The 26,106-nt window shown below is 68.8% G+C and carries 29 protein-coding genes; 15 read left to right on the forward strand and 14 right to left on the reverse strand.

Features of this window, described 5'->3' with window-relative positions; genetic code table 11:
• Positions 1–636: TetR/AcrR family transcriptional regulator (locus tag AC5Y5V_RS18190; RefSeq protein WP_499938344.1), on the reverse strand; the 636-nt coding region annotated here is incomplete at its 3' end.
• Positions 637–725: 89 nt separating this feature from the next.
• Here AC5Y5V_RS18190 and AC5Y5V_RS18195 point away from each other — a divergent pair.
• From AC5Y5V_RS18195 to AC5Y5V_RS18210, 4 genes are all read left to right on the forward strand, one after another.
• Positions 726–1,163 carry an Rv1443c family protein gene (locus AC5Y5V_RS18195; RefSeq protein ID WP_499938086.1) on the forward strand — a complete coding sequence of 146 codons (438 nt, stop codon included), beginning with the start codon at positions 726–728 and terminating at the stop codon, positions 1,161–1,163.
• Between the two features lie 167 nt (positions 1,164–1,330).
• Positions 1,331–2,146 (forward strand): IclR family transcriptional regulator, encoded by an 816-nt coding sequence (locus AC5Y5V_RS18200; protein ID WP_499938088.1) that lies wholly within the window; start codon positions 1,331–1,333, stop codon positions 2,144–2,146.
• A gap of 24 nt (positions 2,147–2,170) precedes the next feature.
• A complete protein-coding gene (locus AC5Y5V_RS18205; protein WP_499938090.1) occupies positions 2,171–2,512 on the forward strand; it encodes a hypothetical protein in 342 nt (113 codons plus the stop codon).
• Positions 2,505–3,131 (forward strand): Dabb family protein, encoded by a 627-nt coding sequence (locus AC5Y5V_RS18210; RefSeq protein ID WP_499938092.1) that lies wholly within the window; start codon positions 2,505–2,507, stop codon positions 3,129–3,131. The genes AC5Y5V_RS18205 and AC5Y5V_RS18210 overlap by 8 nt, the downstream gene beginning before the upstream one ends.
• 7 nt (positions 3,132–3,138) lie before the next feature.
• Here the strand turns inward: AC5Y5V_RS18210 and AC5Y5V_RS18215 are convergent, their stop codons facing one another.
• Positions 3,139–4,026, reverse strand: a complete 888-nt coding sequence (locus tag AC5Y5V_RS18215) for an SDR family NAD(P)-dependent oxidoreductase (RefSeq protein ID WP_499938095.1) — start codon at positions 4,024–4,026, stop codon at positions 3,139–3,141.
• Positions 4,023–5,924 (reverse strand): flavin-containing monooxygenase, encoded by a 1,902-nt coding sequence (locus AC5Y5V_RS18220; protein WP_499938098.1) that lies wholly within the window; start codon positions 5,922–5,924, stop codon positions 4,023–4,025. The genes AC5Y5V_RS18215 and AC5Y5V_RS18220 overlap by 4 nt, the downstream gene beginning before the upstream one ends.
• Before the next feature lie 119 nt (positions 5,925–6,043).
• Here AC5Y5V_RS18220 and AC5Y5V_RS18225 point away from each other — a divergent pair, with 119 nt between their 5' ends.
• The 7 genes from AC5Y5V_RS18225 (at position 6,044) to AC5Y5V_RS18255 (ending at position 12,474) form a co-directional block, all read left to right on the forward strand.
• On the forward strand, positions 6,044–6,814 hold the full coding sequence (locus AC5Y5V_RS18225) for a crotonase/enoyl-CoA hydratase family protein (RefSeq protein ID WP_499938100.1): 771 nt from the start codon (positions 6,044–6,046) through the stop codon (positions 6,812–6,814).
• Positions 6,799–7,956, forward strand: coding sequence for an acyl-CoA dehydrogenase family protein (locus tag AC5Y5V_RS18230; protein ID WP_499938102.1), 1,158 nt, complete (start codon positions 6,799–6,801; stop codon positions 7,954–7,956). The genes AC5Y5V_RS18225 and AC5Y5V_RS18230 overlap by 16 nt, the downstream gene beginning before the upstream one ends.
• Positions 7,953–8,972, forward strand: coding sequence for an acyl-CoA dehydrogenase family protein (locus AC5Y5V_RS18235; RefSeq protein ID WP_499938103.1), 1,020 nt, complete (start codon positions 7,953–7,955; stop codon positions 8,970–8,972). Before AC5Y5V_RS18230 ends, AC5Y5V_RS18235 begins: the two co-directional genes overlap by 4 nt.
• A 65-nt stretch (positions 8,973–9,037) precedes the next feature.
• Positions 9,038–9,514 (forward strand): nuclear transport factor 2 family protein, encoded by a 477-nt coding sequence (locus AC5Y5V_RS18240; RefSeq protein WP_499938104.1) that lies wholly within the window; start codon positions 9,038–9,040, stop codon positions 9,512–9,514.
• Positions 9,511–10,356, forward strand: coding sequence for an SDR family NAD(P)-dependent oxidoreductase (locus AC5Y5V_RS18245; RefSeq protein WP_499938106.1), 846 nt, complete (start codon positions 9,511–9,513; stop codon positions 10,354–10,356). The genes AC5Y5V_RS18240 and AC5Y5V_RS18245 overlap by 4 nt, the downstream gene beginning before the upstream one ends.
• Positions 10,357–10,386: 30 nt before the next feature.
• Positions 10,387–11,352 (forward strand): alpha/beta hydrolase, encoded by a 966-nt coding sequence (locus tag AC5Y5V_RS18250; protein ID WP_499938110.1) that lies wholly within the window; start codon positions 10,387–10,389, stop codon positions 11,350–11,352.
• A 45-nt stretch (positions 11,353–11,397) separates the two neighbouring features.
• Positions 11,398–12,474, forward strand: a complete 1,077-nt coding sequence (locus tag AC5Y5V_RS18255) for a hypothetical protein (protein ID WP_499938112.1) — start codon at positions 11,398–11,400, stop codon at positions 12,472–12,474.
• 12 nt (positions 12,475–12,486) lie between these two features.
• Here AC5Y5V_RS18255 and AC5Y5V_RS18260 read toward each other — a convergent pair whose 3' ends face one another.
• Genes AC5Y5V_RS18260 through AC5Y5V_RS18275 form a run of 4 tightly spaced genes read right to left on the reverse strand, consistent with a single transcriptional unit; the run spans position 12,487 to position 15,768 of the window.
• A complete protein-coding gene (locus AC5Y5V_RS18260; RefSeq protein ID WP_499938114.1) occupies positions 12,487–13,290 on the reverse strand; it encodes an SDR family NAD(P)-dependent oxidoreductase in 804 nt (267 codons plus the stop codon).
• Positions 13,291–13,347: 57 nt separating this feature from the next.
• On the reverse strand, positions 13,348–14,355 hold the full coding sequence (locus tag AC5Y5V_RS18265) for an NAD-dependent epimerase/dehydratase family protein (RefSeq protein WP_499938116.1): 1,008 nt from the start codon (positions 14,353–14,355) through the stop codon (positions 13,348–13,350).
• Between the two features lie 10 nt (positions 14,356–14,365).
• Entirely contained in the window at positions 14,366–14,605 is a 240-nt protein-coding gene (locus AC5Y5V_RS18270; RefSeq protein WP_499938346.1) for a ferredoxin, read from the reverse strand.
• Between the two features lie 38 nt (positions 14,606–14,643).
• A complete protein-coding gene (locus AC5Y5V_RS18275) occupies positions 14,644–15,768 on the reverse strand; it encodes a 3-ketosteroid-9-alpha-monooxygenase, oxygenase component (RefSeq protein ID WP_499938118.1) in 1,125 nt (374 codons plus the stop codon).
• A 103-nt stretch (positions 15,769–15,871) separates the two neighbouring features.
• Here AC5Y5V_RS18275 and AC5Y5V_RS18280 point away from each other — a divergent pair, with 103 nt between their 5' ends.
• Complete coding sequence (locus tag AC5Y5V_RS18280) at positions 15,872–17,569, forward strand: 3-ketosteroid-delta-1-dehydrogenase (RefSeq protein ID WP_499938120.1); 1,698 nt, start codon at positions 15,872–15,874, stop codon at positions 17,567–17,569.
• 7 nt (positions 17,570–17,576) lie between these two features.
• Here the strand turns inward: AC5Y5V_RS18280 and AC5Y5V_RS18285 are convergent, their stop codons facing one another.
• On the reverse strand, positions 17,577–18,254 hold the full coding sequence (locus tag AC5Y5V_RS18285) for a PadR family transcriptional regulator (RefSeq protein WP_499938122.1): 678 nt from the start codon (positions 18,252–18,254) through the stop codon (positions 17,577–17,579).
• A 122-nt stretch (positions 18,255–18,376) separates the two neighbouring features.
• Between AC5Y5V_RS18285 and AC5Y5V_RS18290 the strand changes: the two genes are divergently transcribed.
• Positions 18,377–18,955 (forward strand): PaaI family thioesterase, encoded by a 579-nt coding sequence (locus tag AC5Y5V_RS18290; RefSeq protein ID WP_499938348.1) that lies wholly within the window; start codon positions 18,377–18,379, stop codon positions 18,953–18,955.
• A gap of 3 nt (positions 18,956–18,958) precedes the next feature.
• Here the strand turns inward: AC5Y5V_RS18290 and AC5Y5V_RS18295 are convergent, their stop codons facing one another.
• The 3 genes from AC5Y5V_RS18295 to AC5Y5V_RS18305 all read right to left on the reverse strand — a co-directional run bounded on the left by AC5Y5V_RS18295 (position 18,959) and on the right by AC5Y5V_RS18305 (position 22,242).
• Positions 18,959–19,459, reverse strand: coding sequence for a DUF4190 domain-containing protein (locus AC5Y5V_RS18295; protein WP_499938124.1), 501 nt, complete (start codon positions 19,457–19,459; stop codon positions 18,959–18,961).
• An 88-nt stretch (positions 19,460–19,547) separates the two neighbouring features.
• Positions 19,548–19,982, reverse strand: a complete 435-nt coding sequence (locus AC5Y5V_RS18300) for a cupin domain-containing protein (RefSeq protein WP_499938127.1) — start codon at positions 19,980–19,982, stop codon at positions 19,548–19,550.
• Between the two features lies 1 nt (position 19,983).
• Positions 19,984–22,242, reverse strand: a complete 2,259-nt coding sequence (locus tag AC5Y5V_RS18305; RefSeq protein ID WP_499938129.1) for a molybdopterin-dependent oxidoreductase — start codon at positions 22,240–22,242, stop codon at positions 19,984–19,986.
• 174 nt (positions 22,243–22,416) lie between these two features.
• On the opposite strand from AC5Y5V_RS18305, the gene AC5Y5V_RS18310 reads away from it, so the two are divergent.
• Complete coding sequence (locus AC5Y5V_RS18310) at positions 22,417–22,599, forward strand: hypothetical protein (protein WP_499938131.1); 183 nt, start codon at positions 22,417–22,419, stop codon at positions 22,597–22,599.
• Here AC5Y5V_RS18310 and AC5Y5V_RS18315 read toward each other — a convergent pair.
• A complete protein-coding gene (locus tag AC5Y5V_RS18315) occupies positions 22,592–23,692 on the reverse strand; it encodes an ABC transporter substrate-binding protein (RefSeq protein WP_499938133.1) in 1,101 nt (366 codons plus the stop codon). The two genes, AC5Y5V_RS18310 and AC5Y5V_RS18315, sit on opposite strands and share 8 nt — an antisense overlap.
• Positions 23,692–24,684 carry a hypothetical protein gene (locus tag AC5Y5V_RS18320; RefSeq protein ID WP_499938135.1) on the reverse strand — a complete coding sequence of 331 codons (993 nt, stop codon included), beginning with the start codon at positions 24,682–24,684 and terminating at the stop codon, positions 23,692–23,694. The genes AC5Y5V_RS18315 and AC5Y5V_RS18320 overlap by 1 nt, the downstream gene beginning before the upstream one ends.
• A gap of 74 nt (positions 24,685–24,758) precedes the next feature.
• On the opposite strand from AC5Y5V_RS18320, the gene AC5Y5V_RS18325 reads away from it, so the two are divergent.
• A complete protein-coding gene (locus AC5Y5V_RS18325) occupies positions 24,759–25,202 on the forward strand; it encodes a nuclear transport factor 2 family protein (protein WP_499938138.1) in 444 nt (147 codons plus the stop codon).
• A 22-nt stretch (positions 25,203–25,224) separates the two neighbouring features.
• Here the strand turns inward: AC5Y5V_RS18325 and AC5Y5V_RS18330 are convergent, their stop codons facing one another.
• Positions 25,225–26,103, reverse strand: coding sequence for a hypothetical protein (locus AC5Y5V_RS18330; RefSeq protein WP_499938140.1), 879 nt, complete (start codon positions 26,101–26,103; stop codon positions 25,225–25,227).
• Between the last annotated feature and the right edge of the window lie 3 nt (positions 26,104–26,106).

Here is a 26,106-nt window from a genome sequence, read left to right on the forward strand (position 1 = left end):
GTTCTGGGGGCTTTTGCGTCTGCTCGGCGTCATGAGGTACCCACTGAGCAGGTCGACGATCTCGTCCTCGAGCTGTTGCGGATCGACCGGAGTCTGCGACGTGACGAGCCGATGCACCAGCGCGTCGACGGTGCTCACCACGATGTGGGCGCTGAGCCTGCCACCGGCTGACACGTCGGGGTGCTGCTCGAGCAGCCGGGTCGTCATATCCACGGCCAGCTCTTCCAACTCGTGCATCCGCGTCAGAAACTCCGGCGCCCGCGGGGCCTCCTCGAACAGCACGCGGTGCAGCCGCGGGTTGTCCCGATGGTTGTCTATCGTCGCGCGCACGAACACCCGCAGGATGTCGCCGAGGCCCTGCGGCAGGCCGCCCGACAGTCGTTCGCCGAGCAGTCGGGCGCCGTCATCGACGTGCGCGTCCATCAGCGCCCGCAGGATGGCGTCCTTGTTGGGGAAGTACTGGTAGAGCGAACCGATCGAGATCTTCGCCTGCTCCGCGATGCGGTTGGTGGTCCCGGGGACATAGCCGTGTTCGGTGAAAACGTGAGCCGCCGCGTCCAGGATGCGTTGCCGAGTCTGCGCGGCTCGTTGCTGTTTGGGCTGCTTGCGCTGCCGGAACCGATCCGGTGGGGCGATCGTGCGTGTCCTTCCCGAAAGCGAGTAGTCAACCGACGCTGTGACCAGCAAAATTAGGGTAACCTCACCGCCGCTCGACAGGAACCATTGTGCGAACCGTTCACCTCGAGACCATCCTGCCCACCAGCGTCGATCGCGTATGGCAGGCGATGCTGCTCCCAGCCACGTTTTTGTATGTGTGCAAGGGCTTGTTCGGCTTTCCGGCCCTCTCCGGACGCTCGGAGCCACTGCGCGCGGGTGAGGCCGGCACCGGCTGGCTGGTCGCCTTCCACCTGATCCCGGCGTACCGGCACACGATCGAGGTCATCGAGGTTGACGACGTGAGCAAGACGGTGCGCACCCACGAGCACGGCGGCATCCTCAAGACCTGGAACCACACCCTGCACGTCGAAGCGGTCGACGAGCACGCCTGCCGCTACAGCGACACCATCGACATCGACGCCGGAGCCTTGACGGCGCTCGCGGCGATTGTCGCGACGGGCATCTTCCGCTACCGCCAGCGGCGCTGGCACAAGCTGGTCCGCTGACCCCCTCCGGTGAGCAGACACAAAGGTCCCCATTTTCGTGCCGAAATGGGGGCTTTTGCGTCTGCTCGGCAGGGGTGCGTGACAACCATCACCCTTTGTGATACAAACTGCTATATTCCTAATAGGAATATAGCAGCCCGATACACCCCGCAGCACTTGGAGGACCGATGCCCCGGACCGTCGACACCGCCGAACATGCCACCCCCAGCGCCGTCATCGACCGCATCTCACTGGTGCTCGACGCGTTCGACGGGCCCGGACGGCTGACGCTGGCGCAGATCGTCCGTCGCACCGGTCTGCCGCGTTCGTCGGCGCACCGCATGCTGGAGCGGCTGGTACAGCTGCGCTGGCTGCGTCGCAGCGGGCGTGACTACGAACTCGGCATGCGGCTGGTCGAACTGGGCTCGCTGGCCGTACACCAGGACCGGCTGGTGCGGGCGGCGAGGCCGTTGCTGGGTGAATTGCACCGTGCTACCGGGCTTGTCGCACATCTGGCGGTGCTGGACGGATCCGATGTGGTCTACCTCGACAAGGTCGGCGACCGATTCAGCGCACCGCTGCCCACCCGGGTCGGCGGTCGTCAGCCGGCACACTGCACCGCGCTCGGCAAGGCGATGCTGGCCTACACCGACGACGACGCCCGCGCGGATCTGCGGGTGCGCAAGACGAAGTATTCGATCACCACCGGCCCGCAACTGGCCGTCGAACTGGCCAAGGTACGGGCGCACGGGGTGGCGTTCGAGCGCGAGGAGTCGCTGCTCGGATTCGGTTGCGTCGCAGCGCCGATCGGCGGCCCCGGCGAGGCGGTCGCCGCGGTCTCGGTGTGCGGCCCGATGAGTCAGATGAAGTTCGACCAGCGCCTGTCCGCCCCGGTCCGCATGACCGCGATGGGCATCTGGCGCCACGTCGAGGGCGGTCCCGCGCCGACTCTGCAGCCGCTACGGCCGCTGCGCCCCCAGCGGCCCGCCCTGCAATACGCGTGAACCTCGGCCCGATGCGGTCGGCCCATGCCTGAGGTCTTCGTGATCGACCGCGTGCTGACCCGCCCCGGCTGCGCCCGTCGCTTCGTCGACACCTACCTCGCCGAATACGCCCCCGGCGCGCGCGACCGGGGCATGACGCTGCGCGACGTCCTGGTCAGCCCGCCGATCTGGTACGACGACGACGTCAACACCGTCACGATCACCTGGACGCTGCCGAGCACCCAGGCCTGGTGGGAGATGACGTGGCAGGGTCGGCCGGATCCGGCTCTGGGCGAATGGTGGTCGCGGATGGCGGAACTGGTGCAGGACCGATCGCGGTCCTTCGCCTCGGCCGCCGAAGACGTGGACAGCCTCTGCGATGTATAGCGTGACGAGGTTGCTCGACGTCACCGACGGTCAGCGGGACCGGATGCTGGCCGAGTTGCGCTCCGCCGCAGCCGAAGCCGGCGCGCTACGCCGAGTCGTGCAGCCGACACTGCCCGGCTCGCGCAACGGTGGCGACATACTGGTCCATCTACGATTCGCCACCGAAAACCACTGGGATCGTGCCGCGACGCGATTCGGGTCGCTGCTGGCGGACCCGGCGGTGAGCCGCAGCAACGGGGCCGAGTATCCGGGCGAACCCCGGCGCTGCGGCGACACGCCGGGCTCCGTGTACCGGGCGCTGCTGCTGCGGGTGTCGCCCGACACCGATGCGTCCGTCGTCGCCCGCTTCGAGCGCGAGCTGTCGGCGATGCCGCGCTACGTGTCCACGATCCGTTCCTGGCAGCTGAGCCGGATCGCCCGGGCCGTCGGTGACACCGAGTGGACGCACGTGTTCGAGCAGGAATTCTCCGACGTCGAGGGGCTGATGGGGCCCTACCTGATGCACCCGATTCACTGGGCGGTGGTGGACCGCTGGTTTGACCCCGAGACCACCGATGTGATTGTCCGGCAACGCGTCTGCCACAGCTTCTGCACCATCACCGACCCCGTGCTGAGCTGACCCGCGATCAAACTCCCGCGGGCAGGATGTTCGGGTTGGCCGAAGCCGGCGGCTGCAGCGGCGCCAACAACCGTGTGCCATCCAGGCTGCGCACCGGCAACCGCTGCGACCAGGGGTAGTGCAGGCTGAAGGCCACGAGCCCGGTGCGCTCGGCGGCGGGCAGGTGGCACATGGCCAGCACGGTCTCGGCGAGGTATTCGACCGGCTCGGTCGGGAAGGAATCCGGGATCAGCTGTGCCGCACCGGGTGTCCGAACCGCCGTCGACGGAGCCACGCTGTTGACCGCGATGTTGTCGTCGAGCAGTTCGGCCGCCACACCCTGGGTAAAGCGGTGCAGCGCGGCCTTCATCGACGCGTAGACCACGTCGCCGGCGTTCTTGTTGTACTCGCGATACGGCCGCACCGGAGCCAACCCGGTAACCGAACCGATGTTGACGATCCAGCCCGCACCCTGCCTACGCATGTGCGGCACCGCGGCCTTCGTCAAGACGAAAGGGGTCCGCAGGTAGTGCTCCAGCGTGCGGTCGAATGTCTCCAGGCTCATGTCCTCGACCAGCGCGTAATCCGCGAAGCCGGCGTTGTTGACGAGGATGTCGATGCGCCCGGTGCGGCCGAGCACCTCGTCCACCAACCCCCCGCGCTGCGCGGCATCCTCCAGGTCGACCGCGAGTCCGAACGCCCGACCCCCCGCGGCCTGGATCAGATCGACTGTCTCGCCGACCGTTCCGGGCAGGACCGACGTCGCACCGGCCCGCGTCGACGACGACGGCGCGAGCGAGCGGGCCGTGACCACCACCGTGGCACCCTCGGCGGCCAGTCGCTGCGCAATCGCCCTGCCGATCCCGCGGCTACTGCCGGTGACCAACGCCGTTTTGCCCGAAAGCAACTCGCTCATCGGAGCTCGAAGTCAGCTTCGACCGGGGTGCGGTGAGCGTGCCACACGTCGACCAGGCGGTACGGGAAAGCGGTCACTATGCGTCCCCCGCCGGATCGGTAATACGTGTGCGCCGAAGGGGTGTGGCACCACACGGTGCCTGCCATGGCCGCATCGATGTCGGCGACGTAGTCCTCGTAGGCGCGTGGCGTGACCTCCATGACGGCCGCGTGCCGCAGCGCCATCAGCTGCAGGCACTCCAGCACGTAGTGCACCATCACCTCGACACCGAAGTTGTGGCCGGCGCCGTGCCCGGGGCTGTAGTTCGGTGACGACGAGATGAACAGATTCGGGAAGCCGGGCACCGTCCCGCCCCGGTAGGCACGCGGGCTGTCGCCCCACTCGTCGGCCAGCCGCCTGCCGTCGCGGCCCCGAATGTCCACGGTGGAAAGGAAATCGAGGTGGTAGCCGGTGGCGTAGACGATGACGTCGAGGTCGATCTGGCGGCCGTCGGCGGTCACGATGCCCGCCTCGTTGACCCGGGCCGGCTCGGCGGCCTCGACGTCCACGTGATCGCGCGCCAACGCCGCGTAGTACCCGCCCGGGTCGCGGATGATCCGCTTGCCGTACGGCGCGAAGTCCGGCGTCACCTTGCGGGCCATGTCGCTGCCGGCACCGAAGACCCGGTCGATGTACTCGAGGCACATCTGCAGCAGCATGTCGTTGGCGCGCGAGATCGACAGATGGCCGGCCGCCCATTCGGGGTCATGCAGAATGACCGGGTAGTTGTTATCCGCCGTTCCCCAGAATGACTTGAGCCGAACCCAATTGGCGTAGTACGGGAGGTGGGTGCCCAGCCACCGGCGGTGGTCCGGGACATCGTCGGTGAGCCGCCGCCGCGGGGCCACCCAGTGTGGCTGACGCTGGAACACCGTCATGTGCGACACCTGGTTCACGCAGGCGTCGACGATCTGGACCGCGGTGCAGCCGGCACCGACAACGGCGACGCGCTTTCCGGTCAGATCCAACGCGGGATCCCATCGCGCCGAATGGATCTCGACCCCCCGGAAGGTCCCCCTCCCGGGCAGCGCGGGCCAGCGCGGGCGGTTGAGGTAACCGGCGGCGGGGATGACGACGTTGGCGTAGCTGACGTCGCGGGTGCCGTCCGGGCCCACCGCATGGATCTGCCACTGGTCGCGCTCGGCGTCCCACCACAGCGCTTCGACCTCGGTGCCGAACCGGGTGCGCTCGCGCAGCGAGTTCGTGTCCGCGACCGACACCAGGTACCGCTGGTACTCCGCGCCCTGGGGGTAGTAGCTCGACCAGCCACCGTTGACGTCGCGTGACAGCGAGTAGTACGCCGACGGGGTGTCCACGCCGATACCGGGATAGGTGGTGGTGTACCACGTGCCGCCGACCTCGTCGTTGCGGTCGAGGATCACGTAGTCGATGTCGGCGGCGGCCAATTCCAGCGCGGCCGTCAGCCCGGCGATGCCCGCACCGATGATCGCGCCGCGGAAACCCTCCGGAAGCTTCGCGGTACACGGCAGCACCGGCTGCGACGGGTGGAACCCGCCCTGCTCCAGCAGCAATTCGAGGTACTCCGGGCCGACGGTTCCCCCGAGCGCCACCGGCGCGATCCGCGCGAACAGGCCGGGGTCGTCGGCGGGCAGGGCACCCGGCGGGCGGGGCGATCGCGTCGCGGCCAGCACCGCTTCGACCAGCGCGCAAGTTGTCGCGGGATCGGTCACGCCGGCCTGTTCCGGCGGGTCGGGAACGTGGGTGATGCGGTGCGCGAATCGGTCGACCACCGCGGGGTCGCCGGTCAGCTGGGCCAGCACGGCGAGCAAGACCCCGGGGTCGGCCTGCCGCAGGTTGGCCCGCAGTTCGTCGGGATCCAGCGCCGCCTGAGCCCTCATGGCTGCGATTGTCGACGCCGCCGGCGGCGGTGGACGGGCCGCCGTCTACTCAGTGGGACAGCAATTGGCCGGGAGGGGTTCGAGCAGTACCGGCAGACCGAGTCCCTACAGTTGCCGTCATGAGCCTCGACATCGCCACCAGCGGATCGACCCAGGTCTGGACCATCAGCCTGCCCCAAGTGGGCAACGCGATCACCGGCAAGGACTTCATCGCCGCGCTGGAGGCCGCCGTCGACGACGCGAACGCCGACACGAATGTCCGGGCGGTGATCCTCACCGGCGAAGGAAAGATCTTCTCCGCGGGCGGCAACGTCAAGGAAATGGCCGACCAGGCGGGCATGTTCGGCCTCAGCCCGCTCGACCAGCGGCACGCCTACGTCGCCGGGGTCCAGCGCATCCCCCGCGCCCTGGGTCTGCTGGAAGTGCCGCTGATCGGCGCGATCAACGGCGCAGCCATCGGCGCGGGCTGCGATCTGGCGATGATGTGTGACATCCGCATCGCCTCCGAGCGGGCGTCGTTCGCCGAGAGCTTCGTGCAGCTGGGCCTGATCCCCGGCGACGGCGGCAGCTATTTCCTGCAGCGCGCGATCGGCTACGAACGCGCCGCCGAGATGACGTTCACCGGCGACCGCATCGACGCCGCGACCGCACGGGACTGGGGGCTGGTCAGCCGCATCGTGCCGCACGACGAGCTGCTCGCCGAGGCGCATGCGCTGGCCGAGCGAATCGGCAAGAACCCGCCGCACGCCCTGCGGATGGCCAAACGTCTGCTGCAGGAGTCGCGCAGGGGTTCCCTGGAGTCGACGCTGGGAATGGCCGCGTCCATGCAGGCGCTGGCCCATCGCGACCCCGAGCACGAACAACGCATCGCAAAGTGGCGAACCCAGTGACGGCGGCGATCCCCCGCCTGGTGCCACCCGCCGCCACGGATGCCGCGGCGACGGACGCCCTGCGCACCGAGGTGCGCCAGTTCCTCGCCGAGCAACTGGCCGCCGACGCGTTCACACCGTCCGTCGACGCCTGGCTGTCCGGCTGGGACCAGGAGTTCACCGCTGCGCTGGCGGCGCGCGGCTGGTTGGGCATGACGGTGCCCGTCGAGTACGGCGGACACGGACGCTCCTTCGTGGAACGGTTCGTCGTGACCGAGGAACTGCTGGCCGCCGGCGCGCCCGTCGCCGCGCACTGGATCGCCGACCGGCAGATCGTGCCGTCGTTGCTCAAATACGGTACGCAGCAGCAGAAATCGGAATTCCTGCCTCGCATCGTGCGGGGCGAGTGCTTCTTCGCCATCGGCATGAGCGAGCCGGACTCCGGCTCCGACCTGGCCAGCGTGCGCACCCGCGCCGAGCGGGTCGACGGCGGATGGGCGCTTTCCGGCACCAAGGTCTGGACCTCGGGGGCGCATCTGGCGGAGGCGTTCATCGCGCTGGCCCGCACCGAACCGGTGGACCCACAGCATCGGCATGCGGGGCTCAGCCAATTCATCGTCGACCTGCGCGGGCCCGGGATCGACATCCGCCCCATCGTCTCGATGAACGGTGCACACCACTTCAACGAGGTGATTTTGGACGGGGCCTTCGTGCCCGACGACATGGTGTTCGGCGAGATCGGCGACGGCTGGCGCCAGGTGACGTCGGAGCTGAGTTTCGAACGCAGTGGCCCGGAACGGTTCTTGTCCACATTCGTGCTGCTGGCCGCCTGCGCCGACCGGATGGCCGCGAACGCGATTCCCCGCGACGCCGGACTGGGGCGGCTGGTGGCACGTGTCGCCGGGCTGCACCAGATGTCCACCGCGGTTGCGGGCGCCCTGGAACGACACGAACCCGCCGATCTCGCCGCGGCCGTGGTCAAGGTGCTCGGCACCACCACCGAGGGTGACATCGCGGAATTCGCCGACCAACAGGACTCCCCCGATTCGCGCTTCTCGCGGTTGGTGCGGGCCGCCGTGGACCAGCGGCCCGGCTTCACGCTGCGCGGCGGCACCAACGAGGTGCTGCGCGGGGTCGTCGCGCGCGGATTGGGCCTGCGATGAGCGCCGCCGTCGACCGCGCACTCGTCGACATGATGGGCGCCGTCTTCGCCGACTACCGCGAGAAGCATCCACCCACCCCGACCAGCGAACGGGACCCGGACCTGTGGGGGCACCTCAACGAGCTCGGCCTGGTGCGACTGACCGGCTCAGAACAGCGCGGCGGCAGCGGCGCCGGCTGGTACGAGGCGGCCGAACTGCTGGCCGCCGCGGTCCGGCACAGCGTCCGAATCCCCTTGGCGGAGCACGATTTACTGGCCTGCTGGCTGTTGGAGGCCAGCGGCGGCGCGGCCGACGGCGCGGTGCGGACGGTGTGCATACTCGACAAGCGCGGCGAGGCGACTCAGGTGCCCTGGGCGGCGGCCGCCGACCGCGTCGTGCTGGCGTGGCGGGCCGACGGCCAGTACCGGGTCGCCGACGTCGCCGCCGAGCAGCTCGCCATCACCGGTGACACCAACCTGATCGGCGAACCGCGCGACACGGTGGCCGCCGACCTCGGTGGCCTGCAGGGCGCCCCGGTGGCGCCGGCCCTGATCACCGGGCTGCGACTGAGGTCCGGGCTGGTGCGCGCCATTCAGGTGTGCGCCGCGCTGGACCGGATCCTGCAGCTGTGCGTCGAACACGTCTCCTCGCGGATCCAGTTCGGGCGCCCGCTGTCCAAATTCCAGGCCATCCAGCACCTGATCTCCGACCTCGCCGCCGAGGCCGCGCTCGCCCGGGCGGCCACGGAGGCCGCGCTGGCCGCGGCGGTCGGCAGCGAATGGTCGTCCCCCGATCTGGATTTCCTGGTGGCCGTGGCGCGTTCGTGCGCCGGCCACGCGACGTCGGTCGTGGTGCGCAACGCCCATCAGGTGCACGGTGCGATCGGCACCACCCGCGAGCACCGGTTGCACGAATACACCCGGGCCGCGCTGGCGTGGCGCTCGGAGTTCGGTTCGGTGCGGTACTGGGACGAGCAGGTCACCGATTCGGCGATGCATGCCAGCGCGGGCGCGCTGTGGAGCCTGATCACCGGCTGAACGCGGTGTTCCACTGACCGGGCGGCCCGCTACCAGCCGGTCGCGGGCGGGTGTTGACTCGCCGGATGAGCACCGACATCACGCTGCCGGAACTGCAGGAGTTCATCGCCGGCTTCTGGTACCACTACGACGAGGCGCACTACGACGAGCTGGCGGTGCGTTACGCCGCGGACGTGCGCTACATCAGCCGTAGCGACTCGGGCGCCAGCCCTTTCGAGGACCTGATGTCACCCGAACTGCACGGACGCGATGCGGTCATGGAGTGGCTTTCCCAGCATCGCGCGCAGAGCCCGTACCCCTTGCGGCACCACGCCACCAACGTGCACCGCACCCACACCGACGGCGATGTCGCCCACGCGCGCTTCTACATTTTCGTCAATCAGATCGCGAATTTCGTGCCATTCGCGGTGTCCAGTGGAGTGGGCGAGGTCGGTGTGCGCCGCGGCGCGAACGGTTTAGAGTTCACCGAAATGGACGTCATCCTTGATACCACCGACTCGGTGCCGCTATCCGAGCAGCAGGCCGAAACCACCGGGTCGTGAGCGCCCGCGAGACGTTTTCCGGCGGCGTCGCCGTCATCACCGGCGCCGGCGCCGGCATCGGTGCCGGGTTGGCCCGCCATGCCAGCCGGTTGGGTATGACGTTGGTGCTGGCCGACATCGATGCCGACGCCGTCGCCGCGTTGCGTGACGAGCTGAGCGCGGCGGGCGGCCGGGCCATCGACATGGTGTGCGACGTGCGCGACCCCGACGCCGTGCAGGAACTGGCCGCCCGGACGTACCGGGAGGTGGGTCCGGTACGACTGCTGGTGAACAACGCCGGCGTCGAACAGTTCGGCTATCTGTGGGACACGCCGGTGGCGAACTGGCAGCGGGTCGTCGACATCAACATCAGCGGAGTCTTCCACGGCGTCAGGGCGTTTCTGCCGCGGATGATGGCCGGCGACGAACAGGCGTGGGTGTGGAACCTCTCGTCGGTGGGCGGGGTGGTGGCCATTCCGTTGCAGGGCCCCTACATCATGAGCAAGCACGCGGTGCTCGCGATGACGGAATGCCTGCGTCTCGATGTGGAAGCGGCGGGACACGGGCACCACGTTCACGTGCAGGCCGTGCTGCCCGGCGCGGTGGTGTCCAACATCTTCGAGTCGGCCGGCGGCGTCGACGGCGCCGCCGGCGATGGCGTCGACGTTACAGCCGCCGAGACGCAGCGTTCGGCGATGTTGAACGTCAAGGCCGCGGCCATGGATCCGCTGGCGGCGGCCGAGACGCTGTTCGAGCAGGCCGCCGAGGGCCGGTTCTACCTGGTGACGCAGCCGTCGGTGGTGTCGGCCATGGAGCAGCGGGCGGATGTCCTTGCCACACAACGCCCTCCGTCGCTGAAATGACCCTGGAGCCCGAATGACCCCGGATCCCGAATGACCCTTGATCCCGATGCCGCCGCCCGGATCGCGTCGTTCGGCGACGTCCCGCCCATGCGGGTGCGGGGGCTGGCGGCGGTGCGAGCGGCTCTCGAAGCCGCTCCCCTGCCCGCGCAAATGCCGGCGATGACCAGCATCGTCGACACCGTCACTTCAGCATCGACTCCGGTCCGGATCTACCGGCCCACAAGCGATCCCAGCTCACCGGTGTTGGTGTACCTCCACGGCGGCGGCCTGGTGATGGGCAGTAACCACTGCTTCGAGCCGCTCGCCCGCGAGCTGGCATCGGCGTCCCGCGCCACCGTCGTCGCCGTCGAGTACCGGCTGGCTCCCGAGGCGCCGCCGCCGGCGCAGTTCGACGACGCCTACGCCGCGACCGAGTGGGTGTCACGCAACGCCGCCGACTTGGACGTCGACCCCGGCCGGCTCGCCGTGGTCGGCGACAGCGCGGGTGGGGCACTGGCGGCGGGCGTCGCGCTGGCCGCACGGGACCGTGGTGGGCCGCCGATCTCGGCGCAGGTCCTGCTGTACCCCGGCCTGGAGCGCGACATGTCCGCTCCGTCGATCACCTTGCTCGCAGACGCGCCGATGCTCGGCCGCGACGATATCGACTACCTGCATGCCCTGGTCGACGGGGACGGTGGCCACACCACGGACCCCTACCTGGTTCCCGCCCGCGCCGCCGATCTTTCCGGTCTGCCGCCGGCCATCGTGGTGACCGCGGGCTGCGACCCGATCCGGGACTGGGGTGAGCGGTACGCGGCCCGGCTGCGCGAAGCCGGAGTGCAGACCACCATGACCCGTTATCCGGGTGTCTATCACGGCTTTCTGATGCGGTCCGACGCGACCGCACGGGGGCGGCTGGCCATCGCGGAGATCGGGGCCCTGCTGCGGGCCAAGTTCGCCAATCCGATCCGCTTCGATGTCCCGGTGACCGGACAACACGTGACCGCACCGCGGTGACGCTGCGCACAATCGGGCAGTCCCATACGGAGAAGGAGACTGCCGATGCTCACCGAGGAACGGCGAAGAGAGCTGTCGGACGTGCTGCGCCCGGCCGCACCACCGCGCGAGATCGACGACGTCTACACCGACGACCAGCTCGAGCGACTGCTCGACGTGGTGCGCACCGAGGGGCCGTGGCGACTGATCATCGCGCAGCACTTCGCCTCGGCCGACGAGTTGATCGCCACCATGAGCGGCTTGTTCCCCGAGGGGTTCACCCCGTCGCTGGACCTGTTCCTGACCCCCACGTTCCGCGGCTACCTGGCCAACTACGGCGCGGTGCTCTATCCGCAGTTGCACGACTGCTTCTACCACGCCCGGTTCCTGGAGATGGCCAAGCGCTACTGGGGCGCCGAGTACGCCAAGCCGCAACTGATGCTGTTCAACATCAACGGCCCGTGCGCCAATCGCGATCCGGGACACCTGGATTCGCCGAGCTTCCGCGGTGTGCGGCATGAGAACGCACCCACCTGGCTCACCAGCGTCATGGGAAAGTCCGGCCTCTTCGGTGACTACCTCATCAAGATGGCCCAGGTGATCACCTGGTTCTCGCTGGATCCCGGCAGCGGTTTCACCTATTGGCCGGACGGGCCGTTGCGGGCGCCCCGGCGCGTCCTGCCGCCGATCAACAATCGCGGTGTGGTGGTGCAGAACGAGATGATGATGCACCGCGGCGAGGCGAACGGGCCGCTGGAGCAACAGATTCCGGCCGGCCTCGCGTTCGACACGATGTTCACCGGCGATCCCGGCGACCGCGACCAGTGGCTGCTCACCAACGGCGACGAGGTGATCGCGCGCCACCGCACCGACGAGCTCCGCTTCCTGGTGCACTGGTCGGCCGAGGTGTTCGCCGACTTCGACGAGCTGAAGAGAAACATGGAAGGCTCCGACGACCTGAGCATCGAAAAAGCCATCGACATCATGGTCGACGACGTCAACGGCAGGGGCATCAATCTCGACATCCCCAGCGAACCGCTGCACGATCCCGCGTTCATCAAGGCGCTCAACGCCGCCTACGACATCGGCGGGCCTGCCGCATACCCCGACGAGGCACCGATCAGCGCCTTCCAGCTGACGTGAGGCGTCGCCTGACTATCTGACCACCACGGTGCTCGGCTCCCGCGGCACACCCAGGTGGCGATGTGACGGCGGGCGGCGGCCGTCCTCGTCGGTAATGCCGTACCGCTCGGCCAATTCCGCGCCGATCAGTGCTTGTCCGCTCAGTTCGGCGAGTTCGGGATCGCGATACAGCGCATCGATCAAATTGCCGGTGAATTCGGGGGTTTCGGCGTGCGCGGCGGTCTTGGCCAGCGCTTCCGGCTGCCCGGCGAAAGCGGCTCGCAGCTTCTCGGTCAGCAGGATGCCCATCCAGATCGACGCCGTCGCGACCCCGGTGCCTTTGAAATCCACGGCCATGTCGGCGGCCATCTTGTCCACCCCGGCCTTCTGCGCGCCGTAGGCGGGCCCGTGCATGTAGCACACCGACCCCGGAGAGGAAGTGAATGCGATCAGGCCCCGCCCGGCGGCCACCAACATCGGCGCGGCATACCACGACGCCACGTAGGACGACCGCAAACCCACGTCCAGCACGTCGGCCAGCGAAAGCGGCTTCTCCCAGAACGGCTTCGGGCTGACCAGTGCGTCGGAGATGACCGCGGCGTTGTTCACCAACAGGTCCAACCGCCCGTCCTCGGAGCGCACCCGCTCGAACAGCGCGGCCACGGCGTCGTCGTCGCCGTGGTCGACGCGGACCGCCACGCCGCCGGGCGGAGCGTCGGCGATGGTGCGGCCGGTCGCATAGACGCGCCAACCGCGCGCGCTCAGGGCCGCCGCGATGCCGCGGCCGGCGCCGCGGCTTGCCCCGGTCACCACCGCGACACGCGCTGAGTCATTCATCCGCCGCCACCCCGGGCGAGGGCTCTCGAGGCGCGATGACCGCCGCCAGAATCGTGATTACCGTTGTTCGCACGGGCCTCCTTCGGGATCCTCGACAGCGAACGTCGCGACGATCGCGTCGCGGGCGGACCGCCAGGTCAGGCCGAGGTCGCGCAGCGTTTCGGAGTCGTCGGTCGGAATCGCGGCGGTGATCAGTTGCGCGGCTTCATAACTGAACCCCCCGCCCAACGGCAGCACCGGCGCGGCGAGGTCGCAGACCCGGCCGAGGAGGCGGAACGCGCCGGGGCTCATGGGGATCCGGCGGACCCGGCGGCCGGACCCCTGCTCGATCGCGGCGATCATGTCGTCGAACGTCAGCATCTGGCCGCCACACAGGTAGCGCTTCGGCCCCCGCCCGGGTCGCATCAACCGCTGGTGCACGTCGGCGACATCGCGCACGTCGACCATCATCATGCCGGCGTGGGCGACCTTGGGGGCAACCCCGAACCGGACGACGGTTCCCCAGCCCTGTTCGGTGATGCCCGGCGGGGTGCACAGCGCGGGCCCGACGACGCTGGAGGGGTAGGTCACGACCACGGGCGCACCGTCCCGCTGCAACTCACGCGCGACCCGGTCGGCGTAGGACTTGGTTCGCGCGTAGGCCGACTTTCCCTGCGCGGTTGGCGAATCCGGTCCGATCACCGATCCGGGCGGGGGAAACAACGCGCTGTAACTGGACACCAGGACGATCGGGTCGAGGCCCTGCGCGACGCCGCGGCGCATGATCCGCTCGCTGGCATGGGCATTGATATCCCACATCAGCTGTTCGCGGCTGTTGTCGGTGCCCACCACCCCGGCGGCGTGGATGACGGCCTCGCAGCCGTCCAGCAGACCGTCGAGGGCTTCCGGTGCGCGCAGGTCCCCGCGTACCGTCGTCACGTCTCCGGCGGCGCGCAGCCTGTCGATCAGGGCGTCGTTGGACCAGTGCGGTTCCACCAGCAGGTTCACCCGGTGGCCGGCGGTGAGCAGCCCGCTCACCACATGGGCACCGACGTAACCCGTTCCACCCGTCACCGCTATCCGCATCGCGGCAACCCTATCCGGCGTCGACGATCTTCAACTCCCCGGCGGCCACCGCCGCCTCGATCGAGTCCCGCAGCGCCGAGCACACCAGGAACGGGCCCGGCCGGTGACCCGCGAGGCGCTCGGCCTGTCGGCGTTCGGCGCAGCGGCCCGACGCGTCGGCGTTCCACTGCACGCTGGTCTGGTTCCAGGTGCTCTTGCGGGCCAGCACCCGCGCACCGCAGTCCCGGCACACCACCGGCGCCATCGGCATGTCGTCGAGGCGGTTGTCGGCCCGAACGCCGGGAGGGGTCACACCGAGCCCGCCCGGGCCGCCATGTTGTCCTCGACCTGTTTCATCCACGCCTCATAGGGCCGGGTGGTGTCCAGCTCGAACTCGAAGCGGTCCACCATGTCCGGCTCCACGTCGGCGGCATCGACATAGAACTGCTGATACCAGCGGCGCAGTTGATAAACCGGGCCGTCCTCCTCGACCAGCAGCGGGTTGTCGATCCGCGCCTTGTGCCGCCAGATCTGCACGTCCTGCTCGAAGCCCAGCTTCACGAAGTCGCCGAGCTTGACCGCGGTCCGCATGGCCTCGGCGCCCGGCAGGTTCGTCGATTTCTTCACCATGATGCCGTATTGCAGCACAAAGGAATTCGCATCGATCGGATAGTGGCAGTTGATCAGAATCGTCTTCTGGTCGCCCTGCTCGTAGTGGTAGGTCAGGTCGTCGATCATGAACGACGGCCCGAAGTAGGACGCCACCGACGTGGTGCCGAGCATCTTCGCGCCCTCACCGCCGATGTCGGGGCGACCCTCGCCGTTCATGTACTGCGTCGCCACCTGGCCCTCGAAGATGTTCTTGAAATACGTGGGCAGCGAGCCGTGAATGTAGAAGAAGTGCGCCATGTCCACGACGTTATCGATGATCTCGCGGCAATTGCTGCCGACGACGGTGGTGTACCAATGCCAGTCGGTCCACTCGTCGCTGGTGGCGCCCTCGATCCGGGGGATCGTGACCTCGGACGGGGGCGGCTTGCCCTCCGGGTCGTTCCAGACGAACAACATGCCGTCCTGTTCCAGCGTGGTCCAGGTCGCCGTGCGGGCCAGCCGGGGAGTGCGCCGCGCGTAGGGCACCTGCTTGCACCGCCCGTCGCCGCCCCAGCGCCAGTCGTGGAACGGGCAGGCGATCTCGTCGCCCTTGACCTCGCCCTGCGACAGGTCGCCGCCCATGTGCCGGCAGTAGCCGTCCAGCACGTTGACCTTGCCGTCTCCGCTGCGGAACACGACCAGCTTCTGGCCGAAGGCGTTGACGGCGTGCGGTTTGCCGTCCCCGAAATCCCGGACCAGTCCCAGGCAGTGCCAGCCGCGGGCGAACCGCGTCGGCGCCTCCTGCGCTTCGATGAACCGAACGGCGTCGGGCTGCTGCGTCATAGCCCCCATTGAACGCCTGCCAGGCGGGCGGCGCAGCGGCGTCGTTCCACTGACCAGGACGACTCATCCTGCCGAACGGCTCGGCAGCCTAGCGTTGCCAGGCGTGAGCGCCCTCAGCACGACGATCCCCGCCGGGCTCGCGGTCGCCGACACGTCCGTCGACCTGCTGGTGGTGGGCTCCGGCACCGGGATGGGCGCCGCACTGGCCGCCCACGAGCTGGGGCTGTCGGTGCTGATCGTCGAGAAGTCGTCGCACGTCGGGGGGTCGACGGCACGCTCGGGCGGCGCACTCTGGCTGCCCGCCGGCCCGGTGCTGCGCGAGGCCGGCGCCGGCGACACGGCGGCCGCGGCCGCCTCCTACCTCGACGCGGTGGTCGCGGGCAGCGCGCCCCCGGGGCGGTCGGAGGGCTTTCTGACGCACGTCCCGGCGACGGTCGACATGCTGCGGCGAATGACTCCTCTGCGCTTCTTCTGGGCCCGGGACTACTCGGACTACCACCCCGAGCAGCCGGGCGGCACGGCGGCCGGCCGCACCTGCGAGTGCTACCCGTTCGACACCTCGGTGCTCGGCGACTACCGCACCCGGCTGCGGCCCGGCGTGCTAGAGGCCGGGTTCGCGATACCGACGACGGGCGCCGACTACCGGTGGATGAATCTGGTGGCCCGGCTGCCGCGCAAGGGAATTCCCACCTTCGCCAAGCGGATAGCGCAGGGTCTGGGCGGCCGGCTGATCGGGCGGCGCTACGCCGCTGGCGGCCAGGCCCTGTCGGCCGGCCTGTTCGCCGGTGTGCTGCGCGCCGGCATCCCGGTGTGGACCGACACCACACTGCTGCGCCTGGACGGTGACCGGGAGCACGTGCGCGGCGCGGTCGTGGACCACGGCGGGCGCCAGGTGACGATCGCCGCGCGGCGCGGCGTGGTGCTGGCCACCGGTGGCTTCGACCACGACATGGAGATGCGGCGGAAGTTCCAATCCGAGTCGCTCGGCACGAATCTGAGCCTGGGCGCCAACACCAATACCGGCGACGGGATCCGCGCCGCGCAGGGGCTGGGCGCCGGCATCGACTTGATGGACCAGGCATGGTGGTTCCCGGCGATCGCGCCGCCGTCCGGCAAGGCACCGGCGGTGATGCTGGCCGAACGGTCACTGCCCGGCAGCCTGATCGTGGACCAGCACGGTCACCGCTTCACCAACGAGGCGTCGGACTACATGACTTTCGGTCAGCGCCTGCTCGAGTTGGAGCGGTCCGGCAACCCCGTCGAAGCGATGTGGATCGTCTTCGACCAGCGCTACCGCAACAGTTACGTCTTTGGGGCCGAGTTATTTCCGCGAATGCGGATTCCGCAGGCCTGGTACGACGCGGGAATCGCCGCACGCGCCGACAGCCTGGCCGACCTGGGGGCGCGGATCGGCGTTCCGGTGCCGGAATTCGTGCAGACCATGACGCGGTTCAACCAAAATGCCTCCGCCGGTGCCGATCCCGACTTCGGCCGGGGCCGCAGCGCCTACGACCGCTACTACGGCGACCCGACGATCACGCCGAACCCCAACCTGCGCCCGCTGATCCACGGCCCCTTCTACGCGGTGCGGATGGTCCTGTCCGACCTGGGCACCTGCGGCGGGCTGCGGGCCGACGAACGGGCGCGGGTGCTGCGCGAGGACGGCGGAGTGATCGCCGGGCTGTATGCGATCGGCAATACCGCCGCCAACGCGTTCGGCACCGCGTACCCGGGCGCGGGCGCGACCATCGCGCAGGGACTGGTATACGGCTACATCGCGGCCAGCGACGCGGCGCGTTAATCGGGGGCTAGTCGATGACGCGCTTGGCCTGAACCTGCTTTTCCACCTCTCGCCAATAGCCGGGAGTGGGCCGTGGTTTGCCAAACCCGCCCTTGGCGGCGGTTTCGATGATGGCGGCGGCCTCGTCGATGTCCTTCATCAGTTCCAGCGCGAATTCTCGTTCGGCGGCGTAGTACTTCGCCGCCCAGCGCAGCGCCATCACCGAATAGGCCCACGCGGGTTCGGATTCGGCCCCTTCGGCGTCCTCCACCGCCTTGCGGTACCTGGCCTCCGCGTAAGCCACGTGCTCGGCCAGCAGTTCCTTCAGCCGGGTCGGATTGCTGAGGTGTCCGAACGTCACCCGCAGCAGCATGCTGTGTTTGAGCACCGGCGGGTCCAGGGGCGCATTGTTGGTCCAGTCAGTGATGGCGGCCATCCCGGCCGGGGTGATCTTGTAGAGCCGGCGGCTGCGGGTGCCTTCGTCGCGCTCGACGCGAGATGTCACCAGCCCCAGGCTCTCCAGCTTCTTCAGCTCGCTGTAGATCTGGCTGTACGACGGGCTCCAGTAGTAGAGGTCGACGCTCCAGTCGATCCACTTCTTGAGGTCGTAGCCGGAGACCTCCTCTTCGTAGGACATCATGCCCAGCAGTGCCCAACTCGTGGCGGCAAGCGCCGGCTTCGCCGGTTCGTTGCTGGTCGGGTCCATTTCGCCAGATTAACAACACCGCGACCGACATCGCGTCCTACGACCGCTGGCCGGGACATCGCGTCGCGGGAGTGCCCGGGCCCTGCTCTATCGTTGCGGCCATGGTGGATCCGATCGCCGCGATGGCCGACTCGTCGCCGGGCTACGAGACGCTGGCCGAGTCGGTGCGCCGTTTGATCGATGCGACGATCCGCACCGAGGTGGCCCCCGAGCTCGTCGTCGCCGCGGCAGCCAAGATCGACGGCATCACAAGCGAACTCAGCACCGCGCTCATGCCCGGCTCATTCGGCCAGCGGGTGGCCGACGACGGGCAGGGCCCGGCCGCGGGCAACGTCGTGATCGGGGTGCGCAACCCGTCGGCTCCCCCGCTGGTCGTCCATCACGACACCGACGGCTCGGTGTGGACGGAGTTCGTCCTCGGGGCGGCATACGAAGGCCCGCCCGGCCATGTGCACGGCGGTGTCTCGGCGATGATCCTCGACCACGTCCTCGGTGCCACCGCGCACAAACCGGGACGGCCGGCCTACACGGGCACCCTGACGTTGCGCTATCACCGGCCCACGCCGCTGCAGCGACCGCTACGTGCCGAGGCCCGCATCGAAAGCGCGCAGGGGGCAAAGACTTTCGCGGTCGGTCAGATCAGCGACGGCTCGGCCGTCACCGTCTCGGCCGAAGGCGTGTTCATTCACCGACGAGCGTGACGGCTAGTGCGATCCTGACAACATCGCGAGGCCGAAGAAGATGAACCACAAGGACCCGAAGGCGAAAGCCAGGCCCGACGTCACCATGCCGCCGATGGCCATTCCGGTCGGCTCGTTGTACTTCTTGGCGCGGCTGTAGGCGAGGTATCCCACGACACCCGCAATGATCGCGGTGAGCACACCCGCACCGCATAGGAAGTCCAAGAGAAAGCTGACGCCACCGATGATGATCGAGTACAGCGCCATCGTCTTGGTGGTCGTCCAGGGCGGCGCCGTGGAGGCGGCCGGTTGCGGATATCCGCCGGGCGCGGCCCCGTACTGCGGCTGCTGTGAGTACTGGGGCGCCCCGTAGCTCGGCGGCGGCGGCGAGTAGCCCTGCTGCCCGTAACCGCCGCCCGCGGCAGGATCGCCTTGCGGCGGATAGCCGGGCGGGGGGTAACCCTGCCCCGGGGGGTTGTACTGCGGCTGATTACCCGATTGCCACTGGTCGCCCGGACCTGTCATTCCGACAATCTAGCTCATAGCGAGTTACTACCAGGTTCTAATGAGTGGATTTATGAAAAATTAACAGGCCGGGTTACGGTCCCTTCGCTTACGCTCCGCTCGCCCCGATCGCGACAACACTGAGACGGCACCCGTCCGGGCCCACGCGCCACGCGTGATCGACGCCGGTGACCACGACGCAGTCGCCCGCCTCGAGCGGGTGCACGCCGTCGCCGAGGATCAGTTCCACCGAGCCGGCCAGCACGATGTCCAGGTCAACGGTATTGGTGTGGTGCATGGAAAACTCTGCGCCGGAAGCATATTCGATCATCATCCAGTTGGTGACCCCCGCCGCGACACCCAAGTTGAGTGCGTTCGCGTGACGTCCGCCGTCGGCAATCGACGGTATTGACGGCGTCGAATGCAGCAGCGCATAGACCAGGCTGCCGAAACCCGGTTCGCCCTGCAGGGCGATCGGGTCCTCCGTTACCGCACACGAACGCCCGTCGGCGTCGACACCGGTGACCAGCAGGCGCCCGGCCATCTCACGCGCCTCCGGCGGGCCGGAACCGGGACGAGTCCTCGATGACCGTCACCGGGATGCCGTTGAGGGCGCCGTTGCCGGACGGCTCGTCGAGGAACGTCGGCGGTGACAGTGCGTTCGTGTTGGCGCCGGGCGAACTGTTGGCCACCGACATGCGCGTCCCCGGCTTGCCGTGGCCCCAGCCGTGCGGCATCGACACCACACCGGGCCTGATCGCGTCGGTGATCTCGACGGGCACCTTGATCTCGCCGGCCTCCGATTTCACCGTGACGACGTCGTCGTCGGCGATGCCTAAGCGGGCCGCGTCGGCGGTGTGCATCAGCAGGGTGCAGCGGTCCTTGCCCTTCATCAGCGCCGGCACGTTGTGCAGCCAGGTGTTGTTCGACCGCAGGTGGCGGCGGCTCACCAGCACCAGCGGCTCCGCCGGGCGCTGGATCCGCGCGGCCAGTCGCGGCAGGTCGTCGAGCAGGTACTGCGGGGCGAGCCGGATCTTCTTGTCGGCGGTGCCGAGGACGTCGGGCAGTTGCGGCACCATCGGGCCGAAGTCGATGCCGTTGGGGTTGGCCTTGAGCAGGTCCAGCGTGAGCCCGCCGGGGTTGTCCCCGTACCGGTCGCCGAAGGGGCCGGTGCGCAACGTCAGATCCAGCATCCGTTCCGGGCCGCCGTGACTGTAGAGCTTGCGGATTTCGGCGCCGTCGACGCCGCGGGTGAAGGCGAGGTAATCGAAGAAGCCGTCGTCGATCGCGGCGACGTCGACGTCCTCGGCCGGTGTGCTCGTGCACAGGCCCGTGAGCCGGATCAGGATCTCCCACTCGTGCGGGCGATCGCCCGGATCGAACACCGGCGCCGAGTAATTCGCGATGCTGTGGACCGCGAATTGCAGGATCAGGTCGTCATGATGCGCCTGTTCCAGCGGCGACAGCCCGGGCAGGATCACGTCGGCGTGCCGGGTGGTCTCGTTGAGCCAAAGGTCAACGGAGATCATCGCTTCCAGCATCGGCAGCGCCTCGTCCAGCTTGTCGCCGCCCGGCGTGGACAACACCGGGTTGCCCGCGATGGTGATCAGGGCCTTGAGCTGGCCGTCGCCCGGTGTGACGATCTCCTCGGCCATGCAGGACACCGGCACCTGGCCCAGCACCTCTTTCGCGCCACGCACCCGGGTGCGCCAGCGGCCGAATTCGGGTGCGCCGTCCTCCAGACCGGGCAGCGGCTGTGTGGTGATGGACCAGGCCGCGGGCCGCGGGAACATCGCGCCGCCGGGGGTGTCGAAATGTCCGGTAACGATGTTGACGACGTCGACGAGCCAGCTGGCCAGGCTGCCGAATTCCTGATTGCACAGGCCGATTCGGCCGTACACCACCGACTTGTCGGTGCCGGCCAGCTGGCGCGCCAGCCGCCGGATGCGGTCCGCATCGATGCCGGTGACCGCGCTGACCCGCTCCGGGGGCCAGTCCATGGCGACCCGGCGCATGGTGTCTATCCCATCGATGTGGCCCTCGACGTGCGGGCCCGGCCGGGCCAGACCCTCGGCGAACAGGGTGTGGGTCACCGCCAGCAGCAGCGCGGCGTCCGTGCCGGGGACGATCGGCAGCCATTCGTCCGCACGCGCGGCGGTGGCGGTGCGCACCGGGTCGATGACGATTACCTCGCCGCGCTTGCGGACCGCGTCGATCAGGCCCATCACGTCGGGGGCGGCCAGCAGCGAACCCTGGGACGCGGCGGGATTGGCGCCCATGATGACCAGCAGGTCGGTGCGCTCGATGTCGGGCACGGGGAAGGTCCACCAGCCGCCGTACATCAGGTGCGACGAGAGGTTCTTGGGCCACTGGTCGACCGTGCCCGGCGAGTAGGTGACCGGCATCCCCGACATGCCCAGCAGCACTCCCGCGTAGCGGGCCAGCGAGAACGAGTGCGCGAGCGGGTTGCCGGTGTAGGCGGTGACGGCGCCGATTCCGTACTTGCGGATCACCGGGGTCAGCAGCTCGGTGCAGCGGCGAAACGCCGCGTCCCAGCTGACCTCCTGCCACTGGCCGTCCACCTTGACCAGCGGGCGGCGGATGCGGTCGGGGTCCTCGTGCAGCGCGCCCAGCGACACGCCCTTCGGGCAGAGGTGGCCGTGGCTCCACACGTCGTCGCGGTTGCCCCGGATCGCGGTCACCTGCCCGGTCTCGGAGCCCCCTTCGACGGTGATCTCCAGACCGCACATCGCCTCACACAGCGGACACGTCCGCAGATGCCTGCTCTTCTCGACCGTCGTCACCCACCCACCATATTCCGCTACTGGCGGTAGCGGAAGTGCTTCCGGGCCTGCGCAATTTCCTGGCAGGCCGCTGCTGACCTGCCCTGAAACTGATTTGAATTCGCACAGGGTGCTGTACAAGGCGGTTATGCGGGTCCTAGCGTCAATTGCGGTAAACAAACTCGAGGGGGCTTGATGATCGACGATCGGCAGCCGACGAACATCGAGTACTTGCGCAGCGAAGTCCTCGAGCGGGTGGATGCGCAACCTTTCGAGGACTGGTCCCCCGCGTTGTTGCGGGCCCTCATCGCCGTCTTCGACCTCAACGGGTTCACGCCGTCGGCCCCCCGCGCTTTCCGGCCCTACCTGGTCAGGTAGCCAGTCCCTCGACCGTCCCGTGCAGCACGGTGCCGCTGGCGTCGGGCAGCACCCGGCGGGCAACCAGGAACTCGCTGCCCATCCAGCCGCGGCGGATGAACTTGCCGAAACCGATGCGCGTGCCCGGCGCTCCCGTCGCGGCCGGCATCATCTTGATCCTCTGCAGCGCGTCCTTGACTCCCGCGCCCGTCAACGGTCGCGCGGAGGCCAGCGCGGTCATCATCACCCGCCCGATATCGCAGCAGTAGAGCGGGAAGTAGTACTCCGGACGGTGCCCGTACCGGGCCGCGAAGCGGTCCAGGAATGTCTGCCCGACGGCGTTGCGCTCGTCGTACTGGTCCAGCCCGATCCAGCCCGCAAGCTGTTCGCGCCACCATGGGCTGACCGCCGCGAACTCGAACGCGGTGGTCGTGTATCGCGGTGGCGTCCAGCCGATTTCGGTCAGCGCCTCGTTCATTCCCGGAATGCCCAGCCCGAACCCGACGTGCAGAATGGCGTCAGGCCGGTGAACGGCCAGCTCCACCATGGCTTTTCGCTTATCGGCGGCGACCTGTGGAATCGCGACCTCCGCCGTGATCCGCAGCCCCGCATCCTTGCACGCCGCCCGGGTGGTGCGCAGGTACTCGTCCCCGATGAGCGACGACTCGAACGCGATGCCCACCGTCTGGCAGCCGTCCAGGGCGGCGACGGTCGCCATGATGATCGGCTCCTCTTCCATTGAGCCCGCAGGCAATCCGAACGACCACTCGCCGAGGATGTTTTCCGACGCGCCCATCGTGATGATCGGCACCCGTCCGAGGTCTTCGACATAGCGCCGCAGTGCGACGGCGTTCTCGGAAACCCAAGGGCCGAAGATCACCAGCGCGTCCTGTTCGACGAGCTCGAAGAACGCGTCGTGCACGGCCCGGAACGAACCGTTGGGCAAGCCCTGCACCGCGCGCACGACGAACTCGACCGGGCGCTCCAGGACGCCGCGCTCCACAAAGTCGTCGACGACGAGTTGCAAAGCGGGCAGGATGTTCTCGTCGAAACCGCCGGATTCGTCGAGGTAGTCGAACAGCAAACCAATGCGGGCGGGCTGGACGTTTGCCATCAGCGCGCCCGGGCCAGCCGGAAGCGCTGCAGGACCAGGTCCAGCAGTTCGGGGGTCAGCATGCCGCCGGCGTATTCGACCCAGCACCAGCTGCGGGCCACTTTCCTGCCCGACGAGCCGCCGGTGAGCCGGCCGAAGAAGTGCAGTGGGCTGCCGCTGGTGTCGAACGTGAAGGCGTACGAGTCGGCGCCGATCGTCGCGTCCAGGGTCGAGAGCCTGCCGTCGGAATCGAACCCCGGCCGGGCGACGATGTCGTCGTGCACCGTGGTGACACCGTCTTTGAGCTGGTAGCCCGGCCCGAAGGCCAGCCCGTCGCGACCCTGCCAGAAGCTGCCGCCGCCGAGTCCCCCGTCGGCGTACTCGTGCAGCCACGACACCCACATGCCTTGCAGCTGACGGGCGATCGGTAGCTCGGTGTACGCCATGCCCGGCGGCCCGTAGGCGAAGTCTTGGTGCGCATAGCCCGAAACCTCGACACCCGCAACCGATCCCGTCACATACATCAGCTCGTGCCGGTAATAGACCTCGTCGTCGATGCCGGGCTGGGCCGGGACGTGCGTGACGACGACGTCGCTGACGGTCTTCCCGTGCATCTCCCACCGGCCGGCGGCGTCATGCCAGTGGAAGCCGTCGGCGCCGCGCTCGATGCGGCCGCTGGAGAAGATCGTCTGCACGCTGTCGCCGCCGTCGCTGTATTCCAGGGGTTCGAACCAGTCGATCGTCGAATACTCGTCGAAGAGGTGCGGCGACGCGGGATCCAGGCCCTTCTGCAGCGCCCGGAACCCGCAGATCGGCGAGACCACGTGTGTCATCCCGACCACGAAGTCGTCGGTTCCGCGCAGGCCCCAATAGTCCTGATCCGACGCGTCGGAGACCACTGCCCCCAGCCAGACGCCGGCCAGATCGACTCCGGGCCCGGGCGTCCAGCCGCGCCGGTAGTGATCCAGCGTCGACGGCTGCCGGGTTACCTCGAACTCGACGTGATCTAGCACTCTCGGCTCCTCTCGACAGGACTATCGTGCTACGCGGCGTCAAGGGCACTGCGTTCCAGTGAGGAGTCACGACGGTGGAGATGTGGGAACTGGTCGCCCGCGAGCGGATCCGCGACACCCTGGCCCGGTACAACTGGGCGGGCGACGCCGGGCGGCTCGACGGCCTGGCCGGGACGTTCTGCGCCGACGGCGTTCTCGAGATACGCGGTTTCGCGCCGCTGCGCGGCCGGGCCGAGATTGTGGCGTTTCTCGGCGGTGTCACCGGCAAGGTGGCGGCCGCCGCTGACCTCCAGGTCAAGCCGATCGTGCGGCACAACGTCACCAACGTCTCGTTCGACGGCCTGACCACCGAACAGGCGAACGTCTCGTCGTATTTCACCGTGGTTACGCACCTCGGCTTGGACCACTGCGGCCGCTACCGCGACGTCCTGGTGCCCGACGGCGACGCGTGGCTGATCAAGCACCGCAAGGTGTCGACCGACTGGGCCGCCCCCGACTCGGCGATGGCCCGGCAGTGACCTCGGCAGGCCCCGCGTCCGGTCAGCGGATCTGCAGCCCGCGGCGGCGCACCCACAGCTGGGCTGCGACGGTGCCGGCCACCCAGACCCCGACCGCGAAGCCGAGGTGCACGAAGCTTTTCGTGTCGCGCCCCAGCACCGGCCCGATCGCCGCGGGCAGCTGGGTCCACAACAGGTGGTGCTCCACCCCGCCGATCGGATCGGCGACGTAGTACACCGCATACGGCAGCCCGAGGGCGACCAGCCAGCCGGCGGTGCGGCGCCAGTCGCGACGCTGCCGCCATCGGCGGATCAGCGGCTCGGCGCTGACGGGGTGCAGCACGGAGATGACGTTGCCCACACCCAGCCAGGACACGATGGGCACCGCGACGTTAGGGATAGTAACGGCCAGGCGCGCAGGCGATTCCAGCCACAAGGTCAAGGTCACCGCGGCGGCCAGGGTGGGCAGCCCGACGAGGCAGATCAGCGCCAGATTCTTGAGCAGCAGCATCCGCCAGACCGGCACCCCGTCGCTCAACCCCTTGGCGACGCGGTAGTGGTCGCCGCCGAGCGTGTTGGTGGTGGTGACGTCGGCGAGGATGAAGGACGAGAAGTAGCTGCCCACCAGGACCACCCAGTCCAGCTGGCCGTGGTGGAAGTGGCGCACGTGCTGCCCGTGCGCCGCGGCCAGCGGCTGCACCGCCAACCAGGCCACCGCCAGCAACAGGTTCGCCACCACTCCCGAGAGCCAGGTCCGCGGCGGGTGAAACGCCCAGCGGATCTCGGCGCGCAGCGCCGGCCATAGCCGTCGTCGCAGATCCGCGGCGGCGCGCTGCGCGGCGGCGGGGCGCGGCGCCGATGCGCGCGCAAGGACCCGCAGCGCCGCGCGCAGATGCGTGTTGGGCGTTTCAGACTCCGACATGTG

This window comes from Mycobacterium sp. NGS68 (genome assembly GCF_059812195.1).